General features: G+C 47.0%; 18 protein-coding genes. 1 reads left to right on the top strand and 17 read right to left on the bottom strand.

Features of this window, described 5'->3' with window-relative positions; all coding sequences use genetic code 11:
• Window positions 1-27 precede the first annotated feature (27 nt).
• The 11 genes from EJQ19_RS06195 to EJQ19_RS06245 form a co-directional block, all read right to left on the bottom strand.
• Complete coding sequence (locus tag EJQ19_RS06195; protein ID WP_126140312.1) at window positions 28-1,605, bottom strand: type 2 periplasmic-binding domain-containing protein; 1,578 nt, start codon at window positions 1,603-1,605, stop codon at window positions 28-30.
• Between the two features lie 25 nt (window positions 1,606-1,630).
• Window positions 1,631-2,263, bottom strand: coding sequence for an SGNH/GDSL hydrolase family protein (locus tag EJQ19_RS06200; protein ID WP_126140313.1), 633 nt, complete (start codon window positions 2,261-2,263; stop codon window positions 1,631-1,633).
• A gap of 38 nt (window positions 2,264-2,301) precedes the next feature.
• Window positions 2,302-3,765 (bottom strand): exo-alpha-sialidase, encoded by a 1,464-nt coding sequence (locus EJQ19_RS06205; RefSeq protein WP_126140314.1) that lies wholly within the window; start codon window positions 3,763-3,765, stop codon window positions 2,302-2,304.
• A gap of 15 nt (window positions 3,766-3,780) precedes the next feature.
• Window positions 3,781-5,379, bottom strand: a complete 1,599-nt coding sequence (locus EJQ19_RS06210) for a type 2 periplasmic-binding domain-containing protein (RefSeq protein ID WP_126140315.1) — start codon at window positions 5,377-5,379, stop codon at window positions 3,781-3,783.
• 107 nt (window positions 5,380-5,486) lie between these two features.
• A complete protein-coding gene (locus EJQ19_RS06215) occupies window positions 5,487-6,374 on the bottom strand; it encodes a carbohydrate ABC transporter permease (RefSeq protein ID WP_126140316.1) in 888 nt (295 codons plus the stop codon).
• A gap of 19 nt (window positions 6,375-6,393) precedes the next feature.
• The gene (locus tag EJQ19_RS06220; RefSeq protein ID WP_241242755.1) at window positions 6,394-7,290 is read right to left on the bottom strand and encodes an ABC transporter permease; all 897 of its coding nucleotides are present in this window, start codon (window positions 7,288-7,290) and stop codon (window positions 6,394-6,396) included.
• 229 nt (window positions 7,291-7,519) lie between these two features.
• The gene (locus EJQ19_RS06225; RefSeq protein WP_126140317.1) at window positions 7,520-9,805 is read right to left on the bottom strand and encodes a helix-turn-helix domain-containing protein; all 2,286 of its coding nucleotides are present in this window, start codon (window positions 9,803-9,805) and stop codon (window positions 7,520-7,522) included.
• Window positions 9,806-9,965: 160 nt separating this feature from the next.
• Complete coding sequence (locus EJQ19_RS06230) at window positions 9,966-10,676, bottom strand: SGNH/GDSL hydrolase family protein (RefSeq protein WP_164716353.1); 711 nt, start codon at window positions 10,674-10,676, stop codon at window positions 9,966-9,968.
• Between the two features lie 8 nt (window positions 10,677-10,684).
• Complete coding sequence (locus EJQ19_RS06235) at window positions 10,685-11,677, bottom strand: zinc-binding dehydrogenase (protein WP_126140319.1); 993 nt, start codon at window positions 11,675-11,677, stop codon at window positions 10,685-10,687.
• 1 nt (window position 11,678) lies between these two features.
• Window positions 11,679-12,668, bottom strand: a complete 990-nt coding sequence (locus EJQ19_RS06240; protein WP_126140320.1) for a dihydrodipicolinate synthase family protein — start codon at window positions 12,666-12,668, stop codon at window positions 11,679-11,681.
• A gap of 41 nt (window positions 12,669-12,709) precedes the next feature.
• Complete coding sequence (locus EJQ19_RS06245) at window positions 12,710-13,672, bottom strand: zinc-dependent alcohol dehydrogenase (RefSeq protein ID WP_126140321.1); 963 nt, start codon at window positions 13,670-13,672, stop codon at window positions 12,710-12,712.
• A gap of 236 nt (window positions 13,673-13,908) precedes the next feature.
• Here EJQ19_RS06245 and EJQ19_RS06250 point away from each other — a divergent pair, with 236 nt between their 5' ends.
• Complete coding sequence (locus EJQ19_RS06250; RefSeq protein ID WP_126140322.1) at window positions 13,909-14,745, top strand: AraC family transcriptional regulator; 837 nt, start codon at window positions 13,909-13,911, stop codon at window positions 14,743-14,745.
• Window positions 14,746-14,772: 27 nt separating this feature from the next.
• On the opposite strand, the gene EJQ19_RS06255 is transcribed toward EJQ19_RS06250, so the two are convergent.
• From EJQ19_RS06255 to EJQ19_RS06280, 6 genes are all read right to left on the bottom strand, one after another.
• Window positions 14,773-15,015, bottom strand: coding sequence for a substrate-binding domain-containing protein (locus tag EJQ19_RS06255; protein WP_126140323.1), 243 nt, complete (start codon window positions 15,013-15,015; stop codon window positions 14,773-14,775).
• Entirely contained in the window at window positions 15,012-15,269 is a 258-nt protein-coding gene (locus EJQ19_RS06260; protein ID WP_126140324.1) for a type 1 periplasmic-binding domain-containing protein, read from the bottom strand. Before EJQ19_RS06260 ends, EJQ19_RS06255 begins: the two co-directional genes overlap by 4 nt.
• A 23-nt stretch (window positions 15,270-15,292) precedes the next feature.
• Window positions 15,293-15,592: a type 1 periplasmic-binding domain-containing protein gene (locus tag EJQ19_RS06265; RefSeq protein WP_126140325.1), complete on the bottom strand. Its 300-nt coding sequence runs from the start codon at window positions 15,590-15,592 to the stop codon at window positions 15,293-15,295.
• Between the two features lie 332 nt (window positions 15,593-15,924).
• Window positions 15,925-16,302 (bottom strand): Rieske (2Fe-2S) protein, encoded by a 378-nt coding sequence (locus tag EJQ19_RS06270; protein ID WP_126140326.1) that lies wholly within the window; start codon window positions 16,300-16,302, stop codon window positions 15,925-15,927.
• Window positions 16,303-16,304: 2 nt separating this feature from the next.
• Window positions 16,305-17,429 carry an amidohydrolase family protein gene (locus tag EJQ19_RS06275; protein WP_126140327.1) on the bottom strand — a complete coding sequence of 375 codons (1,125 nt, stop codon included), beginning with the start codon at window positions 17,427-17,429 and terminating at the stop codon, window positions 16,305-16,307.
• Between the two features lie 108 nt (window positions 17,430-17,537).
• On the bottom strand, window positions 17,538-18,374 hold the full coding sequence (locus tag EJQ19_RS06280; protein ID WP_126140328.1) for a helix-turn-helix domain-containing protein: 837 nt from the start codon (window positions 18,372-18,374) through the stop codon (window positions 17,538-17,540).

The raw sequence follows: 18,374 nt of genomic DNA on the forward strand, positions 1-18,374 counted from the left end.
GTGGGGAAGTTTATCCAGCAGCACCTCTTAGTTTTTGTTAAAATCGTCCAAAGCATCTTGGTAAACTTTGATTAATTCATCGGCCTTCATATCCTTGAGTTTCTTTACATACGAATCCCATTCCTGATCGATTCCGCCGTCGACAACCCACCTTGCCAGCGTTTTGTTGACATACCCCAATACATCCGTCGAGAGCGCGGCTTTCTTGTCATTCTGCTCGGATGTAAATACGACCGGAGGATAAAAGTTTTCGACAGAAGCAACGTAAGGCTTGTATTTATTCACATTTTTTGCGCGCTGTCCCTGCTGGCCTCCCCAGATCATCTTATCCATCAAATCGGGCGTCATGAGAAGAGCGAGCGTGTTGGATGGTATCGTTTTGCCCAATTCGTCTGCATTTTTATCGGGCAACTGCTTGATTTTTCCATCCGCCTGCTTTTCAAGGTAATCTCCGAACATCCCGTACATTCCCTGAATGGACCAATCCTGGTTCGCTACCGTATCGATCCAGCGGATGCTAGCCTCGGGGTTTTTGTTGTTTTTTGTAATCGCAAAATAGTTTCTATCCACGGTGTTCAACTGCTGTCTGAACAGAGGCTTATCCACACCTGGGCCTTTCACCGGCATCATGGCGTCATAGATCTGCTCCGTCAAATCGATATTAAAGTAGGAGCTGAATACTCCGGCTATAGGCGGATTGGAACGCGTCTTGGCCAAGTACGTGTTCCCGTCGTCCGTAAAGCTCTCTGGAGGAATCAAGCCTTCTTTATACAGCCGGTTCAAATACTTGATCGGCTCCTTGATTGCCGGATTGACGGCTTGGAATTGAACTTTTCCGTCTTTGACGATGATGTAATCAGAGTTAGGAACCAGGACGCCAAATGATCCGAAAATGTCGAAATTGCCACCGACAAACTGATTCCACCTGTAATACCACGGAATTACATTTTTCGGAATGCTGCCTTGGCCAGCATGACCCTTGAACGACTTAAGTACTTGATAGTATTCTTCCGTTGTCGTCGGCATCTTGAGTCCGAGTTCGTTTAACCATTTGACATTGATCAGCCACTGGTCGCGGATGCCGGAATTGGTCTCATCCATTCTTACAATTGGAAGACTGTATATCTTGCCGTCTTTCATAGTCGCGACTTTTTTCAAATACGGGTACTTGGCTAGTGCCTGTTTCCAGTTTGGTGCATACTTATCGATCAAATCATTCAAAGGAATAATATCGCCAGCTGCCGCCGCATCCAGTATTTGCTTATCGTTCGCTCCCCGCAAAATCATGTCAGGAAAATCACGGCTCGCAAACATCAGGTTAAACTTTTCCTGTTCGTTTGTACCGAAATTTTGAAATTCTACATGTACGTTCGTTTCTTTCTCCAGGTTTTGAAAATAGATTAATGTATTCCAGTTGTTGGTGGGCGCTACGACATTAGCAGTTAATTTTACCTTTTCCTTCACGATTGGCAGCCCCGTTTGGTTCACATTACTAGATGCTGCGGACGACTTTTTTTCCGGAGATGCCGTTTCATTATTCGTACAGCCAATGGTCAAGCCTACTGTCAGAGCGAACGCAAGCACTAGAGCTACTCTCTTAGTCATGGAAACTCCTCCATTTTTTATGGCTTCAAGCCCAGGCATTAACTGCATCCAACCAAGCTTTTGCTATTAAAGCATGTCCGGCTGGCGACGGATGAACTCCGTCAGTCGTCCAAAAAGCCGGAGGCGCATGTACGCTTGCTGCCGCAAAAAGACCGTCAAGCGGAACAAGCAAGGCATGATACTCCCGTGCAAGCTCTCTTACAGCGTTGATTTTAGGATCCAGGTCCTCTCTCCATTGCTTGCTGTCCTCCGGTAGTGGAAGTACGAACGGCTCGATGAGAACCAGCTTGGCATCCAGCTTTTCTTTGGTCTGCTCAATCAGATTCCGGTACCCTTGAGTAAATGTTTCCACAGATGTAGGATCATTATGAGAATAACGCCGCCAAGTATCGTTAATGCCAATATAAATTGAAACCCACGTAGGGTTTAGATCCAGGCAGTCCTGCTCCCAGCGCTGCTGCAAATCTGTGACCCGATTTCCGCCTATCCCCCGATTGATAAACTTCACTTGCTTTTCCGGATAATTGCTGGAAAATATAGCCGAGGCCATCATCGCGTAACCGCTGCCCAAATCATGTCCGTCTTCACGATTGCGCCCGAAATCCGTAATGCTGTCTCCTTGAAACAAAACGGTAGCCCGATCTTCAATTTTGGTCACTTGAGTTATGCTCCTTTTAACAAGGTATAGACTGATATTTAGCTCAGCAGCTTGCGAAATTGTTCGATCCGATGGAAAGTGAGATGATTCGCATCATGGAAATTTTTCGCACCGTTAATGGCGGTTCTGGAAAGGAAGAGGATGTCCTCTCCGTCAATCAGCCAATCCACGTATTGAAATGCGGTTTTCGACCGATCCTCGTACCATCCATTTTCTTCATAATTCAGAACATCGATAACGAACGACCAATCCAACAAATTTGACGACTTCGTCAGAGCTAATATATTTCGCTGCGCACCGTTATTTGTCGTCACCCTGTTCCCAAGAGACAAATAATGACCGGTTTGCCCGTCGTAATGAATGGCGAATTTCGTTTGACTTCCCGGGAAATCGATGACTTCCCGAAAAGCAAGGGCGCTGTCCGGCTGCTCCAAATTCACGTCCAATACGACCGCTCGGCCGATGGCCGAATCGCCTTCGATTGTATTATATCGCAGCACATTGACTAGACCGCCTGCCGGTGTAACTACGACATTTCCCTCGATCAGCACTGCCGTCTTGCAGTTTGCGACAGTCCCCTGCCAATGGCGGTCATATGGCAAGAAAGGAGTGACGGTCCATTGTTCCTTATCCAAAAGATCGGCTTCGACCGGTGCAGAGACGACCCCGGCGTCAAATCTAAGGTTATCCCACGTACCGAACTCTACGGCCGACCATACGCGGCCTTGATGCACAACTACCGGAACAGGAGCTTTGTGAATCCCGCCCGGGATCTGCCAATCATCCGGCGTAATCAAAACGGTAGGTTCCGACCACGTTTCTCCGCCGTCATCGGAACGGCCGATGAGGAGGGAGCCGTATTCCGTGCTGGCAGCCAGCATGTACAGGCTGCCGCGGAGCACGAATAATTTCCCCCAGAAGCAGGGAAATACATCCGTCAGAAACCTCCAGGTTTTGCCGCCGTCATCGGAACGGAATATTTTGGACAAAGATTGACCCGAACCGCGGTCCCCGAAGATGTCGTGCGAAGCGACCAAGCCTCCATCCGGAAGCTGCGCGATCGACGGACTTGCGGCGTAGTGCCCGGAAAACTGATACGCGTCATCGTCAGGGTGAATATAGTTCACGACGGTACCCGGGACGATGCCCGGACGCACGAGGCGCTCCAGGCTTTCCGATACAACCGTATTCGAGCCTGCGGCATAAGCGATCACGCGAACGGCGTAATTCTCGCCGTTGACCAATCCCGAAACCGTGAAGCTCATCTCTCCGTCCGCGACCGGATGTGCGGAGATTTCGTCTCCGCCTTTTAAACCGACCGTCAGCTCATACCGCAGAGGCAACACGTTTTCACTCGCGACAAGCATCATCCAATCCACTGTAACAAGTCCGTCACCCGGAGCCAATCTGACAATTTGCAAGCCAGCTCCGTTCGTATCCTCCGTCTTCTTACCCGGATCGAATACATGCTTGCTTCCCCATGATTTATGCAGCGTTTTCATCTAATAATACACCTCCTACTGTTTATTAAAGTCGTCCAAAGCATCCTGATACACCTTGATCATTTCGTCTACTTTCATATCTTTAAGTTTCTTTACATAAGCATCCCATTCCTGATCGATACCGCCTTCGACGACCCACTTCGAAAATGTTTTGTTCACATAGCCCAATACATCCGTCGAGATGGAAGCTTTCTTGTCGTTTTGCTCAGAAGTGAATAGAACCGGAGGATAAAAGTTTTCAAGTGGTGCGACATAAGGCTCGTATTTTTTTACATTTTTTGCTCGTATTGCATTTTGGCCGCTTAGGGTCATCTTATCCATTAACTCCTGTGGCAACAACAGAGCGATCGTGTTATTCGGTATGTTCGTGTTCAGATCAGCTGCGTTTTTATTCGGCACCGATTTAATGGTACCATCGGCCTGTTTTTCAAGAAAGTCGCCAAACATCCCGTAATTTCCTTGGATCGACCAATCCGGATCGGCAATCGTATCGATCCAGCGCATAGACGCCTCAGGATTTTTGTTTTTCTTTGTAATTTCAAATAAATTGCGGTCGACGGTGTTCACTTGCCGTCTATAAAGCGGTTTATCGACGCCTGGGCCTTTGATCGGTAACATGGCATCATAAATTTGCTCGGTCATATCAGGATTATGAAACGTGCTGAATGACCCGACTACAGGGGGATTGGAACTATATTTGGCTGCAAACGTATTCCCATCGTCCGTAAAGCTTTCCGGAGGAATCAATCCTTCCTTATATAACCGGTTCAAATACTTGAGCGGTTCCTTGATTGCCGGATTCATCGCTTGAAATTGAACTTTTCCGTCCTTGACGGCAATGTAATCGCCATTATAGACGAGCACGCCGAACGATCCGAAAAGGTCAAAATTACCACCAGAGAAATTATTCCATAAATAATACCACGGGATGACGTTTTTCGGGATGCTGCCTTTGCCAGCGTTTTCCTTGAATGCCTTGAGCACCTGGTAAAACTCTTCTGTTGTGGTCGGCATCTTGAGCCCGAGCTCATTCAGCCATTTGGTATTGATCAGCCACTGATCGCGAATGCCGGAGTTCGTTGTATCATTTCTGTAAATCGGCAAGGTGTATATATTACCGTCTTTCGCGGTAATGACTTTTTTCAAATAAGGGTTCTTGGCCAGCGCCGCTTTCCAATTCGGAGCGTATTTGTCGATCAAATCGTTCAAAGGAATAATGTCTCCTGCCGCCGCTGCATCCTGAATTTGCTTATCCAATTGTTTGTTATTGGCTCCCCCTCCACCCAAGATGATGTCAGGAAAATCCCTGCTGGCAAACATCAGATTGAATTTTTCCAGCTCGTTATTGCCGAAGCTTTGAAATTCGACATGCACATTCGTTGCTTTCTCTAAATCCTGAAAATATTTTTTCGTATTCCAATTGTTAGTGGAAGATACAACAGTGGCCGTTAGGTTCACTTTCTCCTTCACAATCGGCAGTCCGGTCTGGTTTAAATTATTCGATGCTAAGGAACCTGAAGGTTGACTTGAACCAGTTTCTTCTTGCTTGCTGCAACCAATAGCTATGGATGCTGTCAAGGCGATAGTTAACAAAACCGTAAAGCTTTTTTTCATGGGAACCCCTCCAACTTATAATTATGCCAATACTTGTAGTTCCAACCTGACGTTCCTTCCGTTTCATCGTTTGGTGGCATCACCTCCTTCAAAATCCAAGACCGGCCTTAGCCTTTAATGGCCCCAACCATGACGCCTTTCACGAAATACTTTTGGATAAAAGGGTATAGAATCAGCACTGGCAAACTGGAAACGATAATAATGCCGTATTTCATTAAATTAGCAGCTTCTGCCAATTTGTTTGCATTTTCATTTTGCACCTGATCTTGACTAATTTGCGTCTGAATCAGAATATCCCGCAAGATAAGCTGCAGTGGGTAACGGCTGCGATCCTTTAAATAAATAAGTCCGTTGAAAAATTCGTTCCAGTGGCCGACTGCGTAAAACAGAACCAATACCGCTATAATCGCTTGGGAGAGCGGCAGCACAACCTTAAAGAAATATTGGAAGTTCGAACATCCGTCCATGACGGCCGCCTCCCATAGCTCTTCGGGCAAGCTGGTCTGGAAATAGGTTCGCGCTATGATCAAGTTCCACACGCTGATGGCTCCCGGGATCACCATGACCCAAAACGTATTGTACAGGCCAAGGCCTTTGATCAGCAGATAAGTTGGAATTAACCCCCCGCTGAAAAACATCGTAAAAGCTATAAACCCCATGAACACATTCCTGCCGACAAGATCCTTTCGGGAAAGCGCATAGGCACCTGTCACGGTAAGTGCCACATTCAGAAATGTGCCAATAATCGTATAAGCGATGGTATTTCGATAACCAATCCATAAATCGCTCTGTGCAACGATCCTTGAATAACCTTCCAAGGTAATTCCCTTCGGCAATAAAATCACTTCCCCCAAACTTACAGCCGAAGGATTGCTGAAAGATGCGATGACAATAAAATACAGCGGGTAGGCAACAGTGACTAAGGCTACTAACAGGATCAGAAATCCAGCCGCATCGAACAATTTGTCGCCCCGGCTTTGATGAACCGTATGCATATCGTTCCCTCCCTATCGCTTACCAAAGGCTGCTCTGCCCTAATTTTTTTGCAATTCGATTAACCACTATTAACAAAACAAAATTGATGACCGAATTAAACAATCCCATTGCCGCGGAAAAGCTATACTGTGACGACACCAATCCGATCTTGTACACGTAGGTGGTAATAATTTCGGAAGTCGACAAATTCAGCGCATTTTGCATCAAAAAGACTTTCTCGAATCCGACCGACATAACGCTGCCCATATTCAGGATCAGCAATATGACGATCGTAGGTGAAATTCCCGGCAGATCGATATGCCAGATCCGTCTGAGTTTCGAGGCTCCGTCCACAATAGCCGCTTCATGTAAGCCCGGATCGATGCCCGCAAGCGCCGCCAAATAGATGATGGTTCCCCAGCCAGCATTTTGCCAGACGCCAGACCATACATAAATGGAACGAAACCAGCCTTCATCGGCCATAAAAAAGACGGAATGTCCGCCTAGTGCTTTGATCCATACGTTGATGATTCCGGTTTGCGGCGATAAATAAACCGAGAGCATTCCTACCACAACAACCGTGGATATGAAATGAGGCGCATATGTCACCGTCTGAACCACTTTCTTAAATCGTTTGCCCCCTGCGCTGTTCAGCAATAACGCAAGCACTATCGGCATCGGAAAACTCGCAAGCAATTGGTATACGCTGAGTGCAATCGTGTTGCGAATGAGCGGGCCGAAAGAATCCGAGCTGAAAAACCGCTCGAAATTCGCCATGCCAACCCACGGACTTCCTACAATCCCTAGATGAGGTTTGAATTCTTTAAACGCGATCGTGACACCGTACATCGGGATATAACAGAAAACTATGAAATAAACCAATGTGGGCAATAAAAATAAATACAATTGGTAATTGGAAATGATTTTCCGTCCCACTACACCACCTCATTCTGTTGTCTTTGTTGTTAGCGCTCGGTTATTTTGCGATGAAAGCGCTTAAGCTTACGGCAATGACTTTATTATGGCGAAGACCCTCTCCTCCGTAAATAAGTCAATCTGCAACCATATGCGAGTATGAAAACCATGCGAAATACACAAAGGAATATGCGAAATGTGGAAAACTAGAAAAAAAAGAAGCCTATTACTTCGAATAGGCTTGCCGATTTCAACCAATATGGATTTTACGGAACGTGCCTGGCGTCGTCCCGATCGTGTGCTTGAATTTGCGGACAAAGCTCGATACGTCCGAATACCCGATTTGCCTAACAATTTCGGAAAGAGAAAAGTCGGTGGTGAGTAGCAATTGTTTTGCCTTTTCCATTCGCAGATGATTGACATACTCGGAGATTGTAAACTCGTGCTTCTGTTTAAAATAATAATTTAAATTTGAAGATGACATCTGGAAATGATCCGCCATGTTCTGGATCAGAAATTGATTATCGCCGAAGTTGTTTTGGATATAATCTTTCATCCGATCGATCATATCTTGTTTCTGCCTCTCTCCTTTGTTCTGGATCGAAAGGCAGATATCGAGGCTGAATGTCCGGACTGCCGTCCAAAGTTCATCTACTGTTTCAAATCCAGCTAACGAAATCACATCGGGATATTCGTTTGTGTTATCGTGAATTTGGGTTTTGTTGATCATACACATCGATTTGATGACCGTATTGATGATATCGAAGCATAGGCAGCGCACTTCAAATAGCGGCATATCGATTTGATCGATGAGAGTAAACAGGCGATCCAAGATTCGCCGCGTCTCGTCAGAATTGCCTTCGAACACGGAATGTTCAAGCGCTTTGAGCTGTTGGACCGGATAATTGTAATTGAAGCCGACTCGGGGCGGAATGTCCCGAAAAAAAATGATCTGATTGCGTCCCTTGATTAATCGGTAATCCACCGCTGTCGATGCTTCGATATACGATTTCCCGATCCAACCGACTTCTTCCCACTCATTGCCGATTCCGATCGTTGTTTGCAGACCCCATTTCGTATTTAATACTTCATGCACGCTCGAAAAATAACCGTTCAATTGTGCCTCACTGCTCTCTTCAGCAGCAATTAACAAGATCAGTTTTCCATCTTCGGCGCTAACGGTTCCATAAGCCTCCATCTCAGGCGGAAGCTGGGACTCGATAAACGAGATTAACTGGCTACGATCAGGCCTTCCGTTAAAGTCGTAATCTTTAAAAAGGAACAGCGCGACTCGAAATTTAGGTTTCGTAAATGCGAGACCAATTTCCTTACCTTCCAGGTTGCATTCCCTGATTTCGGCATAATGACCTTTTAACAATTTGGCTAAGATGTACTCCTTGACAGCCAAAGAACTGTTCCGCACCCATTCTTCCTTGGCTGTTGCTATATGATCTATCGTAAAACGAAGCGCTTCAATTTCATTCACATTATGCAAAAGCTTGCCCAGCTTGTTTTCGGCGAATGCCTTCAACTGCCTTAAAGGACGATAGTTGAGTCTCATTGTGTATGCGATGACTCCTGCTGCCGCCATAAGAATGCAAAAGAGGGCAATGGCAAATAGGGTCTTCGTATAGGTTAATTGCTTCATGGCTTCATTCGCGGGCAACAAAATCAAATATCTCCAGCTCGTATTCGGCGACTCGACGGTCCAAGTATTAAACTCGTGCTCTTCCAGCATGATAGAAGATGAACCACCTGTCGTTCTCTGTTCAATTAAGGAATGCAGCGAATCCGATCGCAAATAACCGGCATTTTTTGAGGAAGTAATGATCTGGGAAGCTTCGTTGACAAGGATAATATCGCCATCCCCGTAGGCAAGCATCTTGTTCACCGCCTTCTCGTCAATCATAAAGAAAACGGTGATTTGGTTTCCCAGGTACGAGGAGTTCGGGTTTGGCACAATGTAGGTGATCATTTTCGTATCTACCCCGTACATCGAAACATCATCTGCCTGCCGTGTCGTATTATTACGAATCGATTTCATATCTTGAAAGAAGGAATCCCTATTCCAATTGGCGTAATGAAAATATTGCAAAAAATCGGCTGCAGAATACGCAGACGAAGAAGAGTACAACCGATCTAAGTCGTTATAGTAGACAAACACCTCGTATGGCAAATTATTGCCAACCATGTACTTTTTCAATTCCGTAATGCCGTCCTGTACGCTCAACGGCTTCTCGACTCCCATGTTGTATGACGTCAATTTGGGATCGTTGTATATTTGATACGCGATTTTGTTCATCTCGATTAGCTTGTTATCAAACGTATACTGCAATTGCATCAGCACGTTCTTATTATTTTTACTCAGCTCATTCGCCAATATATTGAAGAAGCTGTAATAAATCAGTACTCCTAAAATAATCAGAGGTATTAGAAGAACGGCAACATAAGAAAGCAAGTACCGCAAAAACAACTGTGATTGATTCGAACGATTCTCGCGTACTCTGCCAAACCGGTTCAACCATCTTTGAGTCATTTCGCTCCCCCTTAACAAGAGCGGTATGGTTCAAATGAAGATTGTAACCGCTCCCATAACTTCAGTATATCATTTTTCACGTATCATAACAGAATGAAATAAAATTCCAGGGGCATAGTTAAGTTGCCGTTCTTTTGATAAATGAATTGGAATTCCATGGTCAAGCTTCCCGAAGCAGTATCTTTTCCAGAGACGTGCCCAAATCGACGTGGAATTCGGGATCGGGATGATTGATGCCATTTGACAAACGGGAATGAATATTAATTCCTTCCCGTTCCATACGCTCCCACATTCCGTATGCGTCCAAGCAGGGAACTTGATTAGCCGATGCGAAATGCCGTAACGCATCGGCGTACGACCTCAGATGCCCCTCTTCGGCCAATTTCACGAATCGGGGGACGAGCGGTTTGTGCACATCTGCGACCCTGTCGTTGACCCGCCTCATCATCATGCATGGAGTAATCACCATAATATCAGATTCGGTCTCGGCCCGGACCAGGCCAATCAAATCTCTAATGGCTTGAATGTAGGGAGCGAGCCCGTCTTCTCCTCCGTGAGCATCATTGTGCCCGAAGAAGATCGTCACCAGATCGGGATTATACTGCAGAACATCCCTCTCCCAACGGGAACGGGAGCCCGCGGCTGTATCTCCGGAAACGCCGGAATTAATCACATTGAGCACAGTGCCCATATAGCGCCGCTCTATTCTTCTTCTGCAAACTTGATGATAGACTCGTTCATATTCGACGATGCCGTTCTGCATGCAGCCTTGCGTCACACTATCGCCAATAGCAACATAAGTGACGGCCCTGGCGAATGCATTTTCAGCTTTTTCCAGCAGCCTTGTATGAAAGCGTTCAAAAGGACTCATCTTTTCCCCTACCATTCCAGAATAATCCCCAGAAAATGTTCATTTTTGTCTACAATTACCCGCCATGCCTCGTCTGCTCGATCGACGGGGAACCTATGTGTTACAAGCGAACCGGTCTGCAGCCATTTATCGTGGACTCCGCTCAATGTTGCGTCCATCCGTTCTTTGTTCCAACCGGCAGGCGCATGCAGCGTAATTTCCTTATCGCGAAGCATCTGAATATCGATATTTCCATTCGAACCGTAGAAACCGGCTGAGACAAAATGAGCGTTACGCTTCATGAATGGAAACAATTGCTTCACGGTGTCCAAATCGCCGACCGTATCTACGAGGACAGCGATTCCTTCAGCGCCGGCGAAAGCATTAACCGCATCCGGAATGGAACCGTACTTTGCATTGACACCGACCACCACTTCAGGCAAATAACGAAGCCGATCGTCGTGACGGCCTACAACCAATACATTCGCCCCGCGATGCAGCAGCGTTTGCGCCGTCCAATGACCCACAAGTCCATCCCCTATAACAATGGAACAGTCGCCTGCTTGAACTTGTCCCCGCATGCCGCAGTTATATCCGACTTGGGTCAGCACCAGACCGCTGTAATCGAAAGGGCTCGAATCCGCCGGTAGCTTCCACACTTGATCTGCGGACGTCACCGCCGGACTGACATGACCGCCGAATGAATCGAACATGCCGGACACCCTGCTAATCGTGCAAAATACGCGGTCTCCTACCTTTACCCCCGAGACGCCGGAACCTACTTGCCTGATCGTACCAACCTTCTGATATCCGGCCACAATCGGGAAAGGCCATGGGGCTCCCGAATGGTACGGGGTATCCCCGGCAATTCTTTCGCCGCGCAGAAATGATGATTCTGTTCCGTTGCTGATCCAGGAAAACTCTACATCGATCACGACCTCATCTTGGCGCGGTTCGGGAATGTCTACCTCTTGAACGGATACTATGAATCGATCAGTGAAGACAACCGCTTTTCCTTTCATCTTACACTCCTCCTTCTAGGACGCCATCCTGCATCTCCAATAGCTGCTTATATCGTAGTTCGGTTCCATTGACGGTTTGATATTGTTCGGAGAAGGCTTTGGACAGCCGATGCAATTGCTCAACTTCAAGCCGATTGGTCGCAGTGAACTCATGATGATTTTTTGAGCGCGAATGGTAATTCGAGTAGACGCCTTCCAGCATGAGATAGTACTTCGCATTGACAGGGTATAATTGTTTTTCAATGAGCGAAGCCATACTAAGGAAATCGGCCAAATGGTCGGCCTCTTCCCGCTTGACCGACCATTTGCGCATGAGCCAAACATATAAATCGGGATGAAAATTGCCCATGATGCCGCTGTATCCCGAAATGCCTAATTGTAAAGTTTTAAGCAAAGTGGCCGTGTTTGCGTTGTAAATTTTCAGCCCGGTGCCTTTAACCGCTTCCATTTTCGCCATTATGTTGTCGATATCGCAGCTTGTATCTTTCAGAAACAGAAATCTTCCCGAACCCGCGCACACTTTCAGTAGCTCAGGCGAAACGAGCCGTTTATAAGGAAACGGACATTCATACAAGCCGAGAGGCATATGATCCGGCAGCTCTTCGAGCAACCTTTCCAGATTACTTTGCCAAACATGATCCGATTCCTCTTGCCTGGCTAACCGATTCGTAATTAACACCAGTGCATCGATTCCCGTCTCGGCCATGCGTTTCAATTCGTTGACCTGATCGTCAAAAGAGTCCGCAATATGTCCTGAAGCAATAACCGGTATTCTGCCGGCAGATTGCTCCTTTACAAACGATGCAATCTTGACTCTTTCTTCCAGGCTCAGGAAAAACATCTCGCTCGACTGACATACGGCAAAGAGACCGTCTACGCCATGATGGATATACCATTCAATTGCTCTTTCCAGGGCATTGAAATCAACCTCATTGTTTTCGGTAAAAGGAGTGACCATCGTCGGCCAAACGCCATCTGCAATCTTTTTCATAGTTACATTCCTTTCAGTCCGCATCATTTATTTTCGCCCGTTTAAACAAAATCCTTGCCCGGATAAAAATGTACTTTGATCGCTGTCTGCGATTTCAACAATTCGACAGCTTCTTTATAACGTGTGAATGGAATATGATGAGTCTGAATGCATTCCGTATCTAAGCCTTTATTTGCTACGGCATCGATCAGAAGCTCCCGGTCACGGACTGTGAAACGGCGATACTGATACGATTCCAGCTTCACCCCTTTAAACCACAGATGATCCTCATACTGCACCGTGCCTCTCAATACGCCGAAGATGACGACGTGCCGATCGACGATACGAAGCAGAGTCTGTACGGAAGGTGCCGCTCCGACGCAGTCGTATCCAAGATCGAAGCGACGGCTGCCGAGCTTGTCAGCGTGCACCGCTTCACCGATTCCAAGCTCGTTTACGTAATCGATTCGCTGTTCGCTCAGATCGACGCCGATTACTTCCGATGCGCCCCAAATCCGTGCCGTCTGCATCGCAAGAATGCCGGCCGGCCCCAAACCGGAAATAACAATCGACTTGCCGCGCATATCGCCGAATTGCGATAACCCAATCATGACGCATTTCAATAATTCAAACGACACTGCCTGCTTCAGCGATATCGAGTCGGGCAGTTTGATCAATTCATGTTCGCGATAACACAAATATTCGGCATAAGCGCCATTTCCCTCAATATGTTCAAGCGCGGCCACACGGTCGCCGACTTGAAATCCAACCACTCCGCTGCCCACCGCTCTAACAATGCCTGCGGCCTCATGTCCGGGCCATCCCGGCGGCAGCGGATATTCCGGGGCTTTGGAGTAATCGAACATATCTTTTCCACCCAACATGTTTATGTCCCAACGCGGACATGTCGCTACAATATCTATTTCTACCAATACTTCATGATCCTTAACCTCAGGAACATCCGCGCTCACGATTGCATATTCGCCAGAACCGGTAATTTGAAGCATCTTCATTTTCGTTTTCATCGGGAATCGCTCCTCTTCTAGCCTCTGATAGGCTAACTTCAGATTACTGGGAAAGAGCGCTTATGTCTTTGCAGAATCTATTTGACTTTCCGGCAAAAAGGGCAAAAATTTGGGTTGATACATCAATACTTTCCCGTGTTCGTTTGCACAAAATCGATTTTCCCAACTGTAAAATGGTTTATTAGCGCGGTTTCTATGATAAACTGAGGCTAGTGGCAGAGAGAAGGAGGACAGCCATGCATTTGCGCAAGATCGATACCGTGAACTTAACTGAGGCTCTTGGAGAGGAAAGCGGAGGGGGCATCCATCCGTACCATGAAATTCTGTTCATTTCGGAAGGGGTAGCCGCACTCAAATGGATGGGCCAGGATTATTTGGCACCGGCGCCGGCTCTATTCCTGTTGCCCCCGAATACCCCGCATTTATTGGTCAAGCAATCGCCCGCCTGCAAGATTGGATACATCGAACTGGACATGCGATGCTCGGCTGACTTTCTGGACTTATCGCATGCAGCTCTATGGAACCGGATGCAATCCGACAAAGATCCTCAATTGCCGGAATTGGCTTCAATTTATGAGAGCGCTTGCCGTATGTGGGACAGCCTGAGCCCGCAAAGCCCCTATAAAGCGATAGCTGAAGATCTCATCATGCTGGACATCCGTAAATTGCTGCTGATGATAGCATACTTCTTGCGCGCGCGCGAATCCCAATCTATCTATATTTCTGATTCATTCCAGATTAAAAGTGATACGAACGAGCGAATTCAAACGATTATTCGTTACATGGAGTCCAATTATTACAAGCAGATTACGGTTAATCTACTTGCCTCTCACGCTCATCTTGAGGTTTCCTACTTCATCCGTGCGTTTCATAAAATCGTTGGAAAAACACCGCTGCAATACCTACACGATCTTCGCCTGAATGCTGCAGCCTCGTTCCTGCAAACAACAAAGATGTCGGTTCAGCATATTACCGAAGCTGTCGGTTTTCAAAGCATTCATTACTTCAGCCGGCTGTTTAAGCAAAGATTTGGTGTAAGCCCCTCATTATGGCGAAGCCGGCACACTCTCTGAGCTTAAATGTCGCCTATGTCGCGCCGGTCACACTCCAATAGGAACGAGCTCCGGCACAAGGATCCGGTTTTCGATTTCGTTATTATCTCCGCCAAGACGGCGGATCAGCAAGTCACCGACAATTTCTCCGATGTACTGTGGATTTTGCATAATCGCCGACAGCTTATGGTGGAAGAGCGACGCGAACTCGAGATTTCCGAAAGAGACAACCTCGATGCTATCGAGAGGCAGCCCCAACTCTTGCAGGCCCAAATATACGCCGAACGTCATCTCATTTTGGCGGAAAAAATCGCGGTTGGAGGATCGAGCAAAGCCATCAGACGTCGGATCGCAAGCCTGTCCGACTCCCGTGTATAGCTTCCTTCCACGATATATTCCGGCGCTAGCGCAATCCCCGACTCCTCAAGCCCGATGAGTGCGCCCTGCCTTCTTTCTCGTGCCGTGCTGATCAATGACGGCCCGTTGATGATGCCAATCCGTGTGTGTTTTTCCCGGCAAATAATCAATAGCAGCTTTCGCGGCATAAATGTTATCCTCAGCTACGGTATCAAGCTTCAGGTTCGAGTATCGGCGATCGACGAGAATGACGTGAATGCCCGTGCCGCTGAGCGGCTGAATTTGCCCCCGGTTGCTGCCCGACCCCCGCAAGTATGAGCGCCTCGATTCTTTTTTCCAGCAGGAACTTAATAGCCTCCTTTTCTTTATCCGCACTTTCCTCCGCATCAACGAACAGCAGATGGTAGCCTTCTTGAAAGCAGCGGTGTTGAATTGCTCTGGCGATTTCCATGAAATAAGGATTCGTCATATCGGGAAGTACGATGCCGACACTGTCACCCAATATTTTCACTCACCCACCTGTCTGGTGACAAATTAGTTTTGAAGTGCAGAAAGCCAGCAAACTCAAGGGTTTGCTGGCTTTTCTTATAAAATCGGTTTACAAATTAAGTTTTGAAGTGACGTTTTACAGCAAAAACGCTGAATTACAAATAAGTTCTGAAGTACTTTCTACATAATAGTTCCATACTACTATCGGGCCAAACCGCGGCGAATCGCTCCTATGTCATTCAACGGGTTTAATCGAATTATCAGGATTAAATTCAAATTTATCAAATGCCAGTACGCGTTGTGAACTTACCCCGATTGTAACCAACCAATTCGTCCGTTTTTTTCGCTATCCACTTAAATCAACACACATACGGTATCGCCAATGACCTCAACCACATAACCACGCAGCCGTGCACCCTTCTCTTCGGCCAGATGCTTTCCGGTTAACAAATCAAACTCCCAGCCATGCCATGGACAACGAACAACTTCTCGATCTCGGCCATACTCGTATTCATAAACCAAGGAGGGCAGCCGCGTTCCGCAGACTACACCCTCGCAGACAGGCGCTGCCGCATGCGGGCAGACGTTCCGCCAGGCATACCATTGATTTCGAATATGAAATAGGCCAAGCTCCATGCCACGGACTTCCACAATTTTGCGGCCGCCTTCGGACACCTCATGAACAGAACACACAGGATATGCAGTTTTGTCCTTTCCTTTCACCGTGTCCATGGTTACGCCTCCCCCAGCATGGCAGCTGTCGAAGATACTTGCGGCCGTTCAAACAATTTGTACAAATGCATCGCATTATCGCACAGAATTTTCTGACGGAGATCCTTGCGAATCGGCTGCAAGACGACCTTGGGATTATCGAAATCCCAATGCGGATAATCGGAGGAGAACAGGATATTGTTATCTGCTCCGACCATGTCGAACATTTGATTCAATTGCTCCGGCTTATCCGGTTCTTCGATCGGTTGTGTCGTGAAGTACACATGCCTACGGATATACTCGGACGGAAGTCGTTTCAGCCATGGCACTTGATCGCGCAAAGCTTTATAATTTTTATCCATGCGCCACATCAGATGCGGAGCCCAAGCAATACCGCCTTCAATCGCGACAAATTTCAACCCTGGAAACTTCTCGAAGACACCTTCACAAACAAGGCTATTCACATGCGCCATATAATTGGTCGGTAAAATATTATGCCACTCGAAATACCTCGTGGGATAACCGGAAGGCGTCGGAGCCCCTGCGACGCCACGTCCTTCCGTTCCCGGATGAACGGCAACTGGTAACCCATTTCGCTCCGCGGCTTCATAGATGGGATGGAAAACTCGTTGTCCATACAACATTCTTGAGCCACTGCACATGATGACTTGGACCATGTCTTTATTACGAGCCATTCGATCTATTTCTTTCGCAGCAGCCTGTGGATCCGCATGATTAATGAGAATAGAACCTTTGAACACAGGACTTACGTTAAGCCAATTTTCCACCAACCAGTCATTATAAGCGCTCGCCACAGCATTACCATAATCCGGATCCGGATTGAGCGATATCCCTAGGATGCCTGAACCTGTTAGGATGCCGTAGTCGATGCCCCATTTTTCGAAGTGATGCTTAAGCATAAAATGCGGATCGCTGCCAGGCGTTCCACCGTTCGGCTGCTTCGCATCCTTGCGCATTACACCGATGGGCGAATACCATCCTCCTCCATAACCGGGCCCAACCCCGCGCCACTGATCATGCCATACCTTGGGTAGATACGGAAGTAAATCCTGCGCTTTGGCAATTGCATTATGAACATCTGCATCAATAATGCGTGGTTTACGATTAGCTTGCACCTCAGTTGTCATCTGCTGCATCCCCTTTGTGAATGTCATCCTTCTTGCTTTTAGAATAAAAGAAAAAGGACCTGCAGAACATGCAGAATCCGATGAGAAATCTGGATTTTTGGTTGATGACTACGCATGACGATAGTGGCTTGGTGTTAGTCCGGTTTCACGAGTGAATAATCTTGTAAAATAGAACGAATCGACGAAGCCAACCTCCTCTGCTACTTGCTTGATGGGCAATCTGCTTTCTTTCAATAGCTGCTTCGCTTTATCGATCCGGATTCGAGTTAAATACTGGATGGGTGAGTAGCCCGTGTGTTTTTTGAAAATACTGGAGAAATAAGAAGGGGATAAGGAAGCCCTTCGAGCCATGAAGTCTCTCGTCAAGTCATCCTGATAACCGGCTTTCATATATGCAATGGCCTCTCGCACGATGGCCGCTGTCCCCGCTTCTTCTACCTCTCTTCTTCTAGCCAAGGCTGATGCGATCTCCCTTATAGCACACAGAAATTCAACACGGGCTTCCCATTCGAAACCCGCTTCTTTTTGACCCCATATCCCAAAAAGATGCTTGAATTTCTCCATCATGCTCTGCGTTCCAAATTCAGGCAAGAAGTCCCCCAAGGGGAGCGGCCCATCGGCTTTCAACCACTTGGCGTTGATACCGTCCCACTGTAGAAGACCGTATTGGTAATGAATTGAGACAAAGCAAAGTGGATTGCTCGGGCTTGTGGTCATCTCCATCTTCAGGCCTGGCCAAATTTGAAAAATAGCACCTTGACGCATAACTTGCTCAGCGCGATCTCCAAGTCTAAGGATTCCTTCGCCCGAGATGACGATGCCCAAAATATGCATCCGCGTTCTTTCACGAAACAAACGGTAGTGGGATTGATGCCAGAAAGGTCCATCTCTTTGCACGATATCCATAATTTTCGGGCTAAGGCTATGGAGGAAATCATATTCCAC

Source organism: Paenibacillus whitsoniae, assembly GCF_003955665.1.
In the GTDB taxonomy this organism is placed as follows: Bacteria; Bacillota; Bacilli; order Paenibacillales; family NBRC-103111; genus Paenibacillus_E; species Paenibacillus_E whitsoniae.